The sequence below is a fragment of the Pedobacter sp. N23S346 genome (genome assembly GCF_048515415.1).
Classification (GTDB): domain Bacteria; phylum Bacteroidota; class Bacteroidia; order Sphingobacteriales; family Sphingobacteriaceae; genus Pedobacter.
In genome coordinates this window covers 929,232-935,231 of record NZ_JBLYEE010000001.1, presented here as the reverse complement: position 1 = coordinate 935,231, position 6,000 = coordinate 929,232, and the positions used below count along the sequence as shown (strand labels likewise).

The window sequence follows — 6,000 nt, the reverse complement described above, 5'->3', positions numbered from 1 at the left end:
CCAAGAAAAACAACTGTTCTAAGTAATAAAAATTAATCATTATATTGTATCAGTAAATCAATTAAAGTGGCTGTAAAAGCCTTAGTAATTAACTACCAAAACTGTCAAGCTATTTTAGGAAGGGTCATACTGCAACTCTTATGTTGCCTACTGCAAACCTTATGTTGCCTACTGCAAACCTTATGTTACCTACTGCAAACCTTATGTTGCCTACTGCAAACCTTATGTTACCTACTGCAAACCTTATGTTGCCTACTGCAAAGCTTATGTTGCCTACTGCAAAGCTTATGTTGCCTACTGCAAACCTTATGTTGCCTACTGCAAACCCTATGTTGCCTACTGCAAACCCTATGTTGCCTACTGCAAACCCTATGTTGCCTACTGCAAACCTTATGTTGCTGCCCCTATCGATTGTTGTCTCATCAACCGAAATATCTAACTACCCATTCGTAATACACCCACCGAAATATCCACCTACATGTTCGTGAGACACCCACCGAAATATGAATCAATCAAAAGATTTTTAACTTAACATCAACCCGGAAATCGAACAATTTGTAAACCATTTGATAACATAAAATCTAAATCAGCTTAACACTGTAATAACACCTTTGCATCATAAAAAATCAGAACTAATCATGATGAAAAATTTACTTATTGCAGTGATGCTGTTTTTATGCTATGCCACCAATTCGGCAATGGCACAAACCACACAAGCATCCATTTCCGGAATTGTGACGGATGATCAAAAGAAACCCGTTCCAGGCGTTTCCATTCAAATTAAAAACAATTCTACTGGTTTTACCACCAGAACTTCTACCAATGCCCAGGGAGAATACACTTTTAAAGAATTGCCTTTAGGTGGTCCTTATACCGTTAAGGCAGTTTACATTGGGTATTCCGAGCAAAACAGAACTGGCTTTATGTTAAACCAGGGCGATGCAGTATCAGTAGCCATTAACATGCAGGAAACTTCTCAAAACCTTGGTGGTGTAGAAATTAACGGCTCTTCGTTAAGAAATAAAGTTCAGCAATTTGGTGCCTCTACAGAGATCTCATCAAAAACAATGAACCTATTACCCGTAAACGGGCGTAACTTCTCCAGCTTAACAGACTTATCTCCATTAGCCGGGCCAAGTGGAATTGCTGGTCAATTGGGTTCTTCTACCAACTTTACTATTGATGGTATGACGGCAAAAAACCCTACATCTTCAGGTAGTACAACGAGCCGGAGCGGTGCGCCATACTCTATCTCTATTGAAAGTGTAAGAGAGTTTAAAGTAGTAACCAACCAATATGATGTAAGTTTAGGTCGTGCAGGTGGTGGTACCATCAGTGCGGTAACAAAATCAGGAACGAACGAAATTACAGGTAGTGCTTTCGCTTATAACAGAGCTGACTTTTTAGCAAGCAAATATGATATCAGGGGAAATAAAAGAGTTAATGATTTCTCTACTTACCAGTATGGTTTTAGCTTAGGTGGACCAATCATAAAAGATAAATTACACTACTTTGCCGTTTGGGATCATCAAAGAGACTCTCGTCCATTGATTATTGCAGATATTAATTCGCCAGCAGATGAGGCCCGTTTCAATGTTACCAATTCCACTTTAAATAACTTTTTAACTGTTGCCAGAAATAAATATGGCGTAGCCAATACGCCTCAGTATGGTTCTTTTGACAAAAAAAGAGGAACTGATGCTGGTTTCTTACGTTTAGATTGGCAAATTGATGATAAAAACTTATTAACGGTTAGAGATAATTATACCAATGATAGAAACCCATTGGGTTTAGCAGATAATACTGCGATAAACTTTTACGAAAGTTACGGTAATGACAAGAACGTTGACAATAGCTTGTTAGCTACTTTACGTTCTACCATCAGCAGTAAAATCACCAACGAATTAAAAGTTCAGCACTTATATACTTATCAGGCCAGTACACAGAATGATCAATTGGCTTATGCCATACCTAGAGCTGTTGTAAATAACGTTCCTTCAACTTTATCAACCGGTAGCAATGTTACTACTGCTATCCAAATTGGTGGCCATCGTTTCGGTCAGGAAGGTTTTACCAACAATGTTTTCCAATTGGTAGATAATATCTATTATAATACTGATAAAATTAAATACACTTTTGGTGTAGATATCATGTACACGCATGCTAAATCTTTGTATGGAAGTGAAGTAAACGGAAGATTTGAATTTACCAACTCTGGTTCAACAGCAGCAGGAAACGTACAAACATCAGTAGAAAATTTTAATAATTTAATTCCTAACCGTTATTACAGGGAGGTTCCATTGGTTGCAGATCCAACTGTTAATGGTAAACTTTTAAACTCAGCCATTTATGGCCAAATGCAAACTAAGCTTGGGAAAGGTTTAGATTTTACAGGAGGTTTACGTTTAGATTATAGCAGATACCCAACATCTCCACTTAATCAACAATTGTTTGATGCCATTGGAGTAAGAACCGATAATAAGTTAAAGCAGTTCTTAGTTCAGCCACGTATTCAGTTGAACTGGGATGTTAATGAAAAACATACTGATTATGTGCGTTTAGGAGCAGGTATTTTTGGATCTGACGTAAACAACTATGTTACCATTAACAATTTAACTTTTGATGGACAGCATTTTGGAACTGTTGATGTAACAACCAACATACCTACACCAAATTTCGCTGGCTATAGAAATGGTACAGTTAGTGCACCAACACTACCATCAGCCCAAGTTCAAACTATAAATACCTATGCTGATGATGCCAAGTTACCAGTGGTATACAAAGCCAACCTATCATACAACAAATTAATTAATGATAAAGTACGTATTGGCATTACCGGCTATGCAACATTAGCCCGCAATAATTATATGTATGTTGATAGAAACATGGCTGCAACACCATATTTCACCTTAGCAAACGAAGGAAATAGAGGTGTATTTGTACCTTCTATTCCATCAAACGGAGTACCAGATTGGAAAACAGGTCGTTTAACAACCAATACCTTCGGCAGAGTATTAGAATTGAACAGCAAAGGCAAGGTAAATCAATTTGCGGTTGTGGTTGATGGTACTTGGAAGTACTTTAAAGATGGCGAAATTTCAGCTAGTTATACCTGGAACGATGCAAAAGACAATACATCTTACAACGGTAACGTAGCCAACTCTGCTACTTTATCTTTACCAGTAGTTGATGATCCAAGAAATTTAAGCAAAATGACTTATTCAAATGGTCAGTTCCGCAATAAAGTGGTCATTTATGGTACTTTACCAGCATTCCACGGCATTAAAGCGGGTATCCGTTATTCGGCTATTGGCGGTACTAGATATAGTCTGCTTTCAGGTGGTAATACCAATGGTGATTTTGTTTCTACAAATGATTTAGCTTTCATTTTCGATAGAAATAACCCGAGTGTTCCTGCAAATGTTCGCAATGGTTTACAAGCATTACTAGATAATCCAGCTGCAAGTCAAAGCTTAAAAGATTATATTTTAAAATACGAAGGTACATTTGCAGAACGTAACGGTGGTATTAATGGTTTTTATGGTACAATTGATTTAAGATTGGCGTACCAGATTAGATTTGGAAACAACAAAAAGCAAACTGTCGAGATTTCTGGAGATTTATTTAATGTTGCTAACTTATTTAAGAAAACCTGGGGTACATCAGAAACTTTGGGTACACAGGCCATTTACGGTTTAGGAACACCAGCAGTACGAGACAATGCAGGCACTATTATAACACCTGCAGTTGACAACTACAATACTACAAATCGTCAGTTCAATTATCGCATCAATAACACTGGTATCGTAACGCCATCAGGTAACCCTTGGCAGGCACAAATCGGTTTGAGATACGGATTTTAATTATTAAAAGATACACTGTATCTTTCTAAAAAGTCATAAAAAAAGGGAATGGGTTTTTATCCATTCCCTTTTTTTATGTTTGCATTTAAAACAACAAAACTTTAATGGGATTATTATTAGACTACCTGAAAAACCACAAGTGGGTTGTGGCTTTAGCGTTATTGCTGGCGGGTTTCAATATTGGCTTTTCACTTTTAGATCCATATATTACCGGAAGAATTCTAGACCGCTTTATCAATCAAAAAGATAAATTAACCTATAGCCAATACCTTTGGGGTTCTTTAGGTTTAATTGGTCTGGCTATTGGTGCCGCCATGATTTCGCGTATTGCCAAGAACTTTCAGGATTACTTTACCAGTGTGATAGTACAAAAAGTTGGCGCAAAAATGTATGCCGATGGTTTGCAGCATTCTTTGAAACTGCCTTACCAGGTTTTTGAAGATCAGCGAAGTGGTGAAACACTAGGGATTTTACAAAAGGTACGTTTAGATTCTGAAAAATTTATCACCTCTTTTATCAGCATCTTATTTGTAAGCTTAATCGGGATGATCTTCGTAATCGTTTATTCCGTTTCTATAAGTTATAAGGTTACTCTGGTTTATTTTACAGCCATCCCAATTATTAGTTTTGTAAGCTGGTATTTAAGTCGGAAAATTAAAACCATTCAACGTTCTATTGTTGGCGAAACCACGGCGCTTGCAGGTTCTACTACAGAATCTTTAAGAAATATCGAACTGGTAAAAAGTTTAGGCTTGGCCGATCAGGAAATTGAAAGATTAAACAAAACCACATACAAAATTTTAGGTCTGGAACTTAAGAAAGTAAAATATGTGCGGAGCATGAGTTTCGTGCAAGGTACCACGGTAAACCTAGTTAGAAGCACCATGATTTTGGTTTTGTTATTACTGATCTTCGATAACGCCATTACTGCCGGGCAATATTTAACTTTCTTATTTTACTCTTTCTTCCTCTTTGGGCCATTACAGGAATTAGGAAATGTAATTTTAGCATGGCGTGAGGCTGAAGTTTCTTTAGGAAACTTTAAAAAGATTTTAAGTACACCAATTGATAAAAAACCTGAAAACCCCATTTCTATCCATAAAATCAAAGATTTAACCTTTAGTAATGTTGGTTTCAAACATCAAACGGCTAACAGAAATGCTTTAGAAAATATCTCATTCAAAACCTTTAACGGACAAACCATTGCTTTTGTTGGCCCATCAGGTTCTGGTAAAACAACTTTAGTTAAATTATTAGTGGGCTTATATCAGCCGAAAGATGGCGAGATTTTATATAATGGCACACCAAGCAATAACATTGATTTGGATGCCCTGCGGGAAAAAATTGGCTTTGTAACGCAAGACACTCAACTTTTTTCAGGCACCATCAGAGAGAATTTGCTTTTCGTTAATCCAACGGCAACTGATGAAGAATGCTTTAAGGTATTAAATCAAGCGGCTTGTCAGACTCTATTGGCCAGAGCAGATAAAGGCTTGGATTCGTTAATTGGTGAAGGTGGCGTGAAGGTTTCTGGTGGTGAAAAACAACGTCTATCAATTGCCAGGGCATTGTTGCGCCAGCCAGATATTTTGGTATTTGATGAAGCCACTTCATCACTCGATTCGATTACAGAAGAGGAAATTACCAAAACGATTCGTTCGGTTTCTGACTTAACAGATCACATCACTATTTTAATTGCCCACCGTTTATCAACCATTAAACATGCCGATGTGATTTACGTTTTAGAGAAAGGCCATATCATAGAGCAAGGCAAACATGAAGAACTAATTGCACAAAATGGTTTATATCAGGCCATGTGGCGCCAACAAATTGGCGAAAGGATTGTTGAAGTTTAATAAATCTTCATCACATGTTATTAGCACAAGTAGAAAGCAATCAGATTGCGATCATTATTATTATTGCCGCAATACTTTGGCTGGCATTTATAATTATTACCTTATATCACTTATCAAGAAATAGCAATATGCTTTTTCCTGTTAAAGTACTTTGGTTTATTATCATCCTGTTTGCTCCTTTTATAGGATCAATCGCTTACCTGGTATGGGGAAAGAACAGGAAGTTTTAAACTAATCTGGTAATCTACTTATCGATTTAGTGCCTTCACCAACTGAAATGC

At 37.0% G+C, this 6,000-nt stretch carries 3 protein-coding genes; all 3 read left to right on the top strand.

Annotated elements, in window-relative coordinates; genetic code table 11:
- Nucleotides 1-638: 638 nt before the first annotated feature.
- The 3 genes from ACN1CD_RS03990 (at nt 639) to ACN1CD_RS03980 (ending at nt 5,949) form a co-directional block, all read left to right on the top strand.
- Nucleotides 639-3,863 (top strand): carboxypeptidase regulatory-like domain-containing protein, encoded by a 3,225-nt coding sequence (locus ACN1CD_RS03990; RefSeq protein WP_419128953.1) that lies wholly within the window; start codon nt 639-641, stop codon nt 3,861-3,863.
- Between the two features lie 104 nt (nt 3,864-3,967).
- On the top strand, nt 3,968-5,719 hold the full coding sequence (locus ACN1CD_RS03985) for an ABC transporter ATP-binding protein (protein ID WP_419128952.1): 1,752 nt from the start codon (nt 3,968-3,970) through the stop codon (nt 5,717-5,719).
- Between the two features lie 14 nt (nt 5,720-5,733).
- Nucleotides 5,734-5,949, top strand: a complete 216-nt coding sequence (locus ACN1CD_RS03980) for a PLDc N-terminal domain-containing protein (RefSeq protein ID WP_419128951.1) — start codon at nt 5,734-5,736, stop codon at nt 5,947-5,949.
- Nucleotides 5,950-6,000 lie beyond the last annotated feature (51 nt).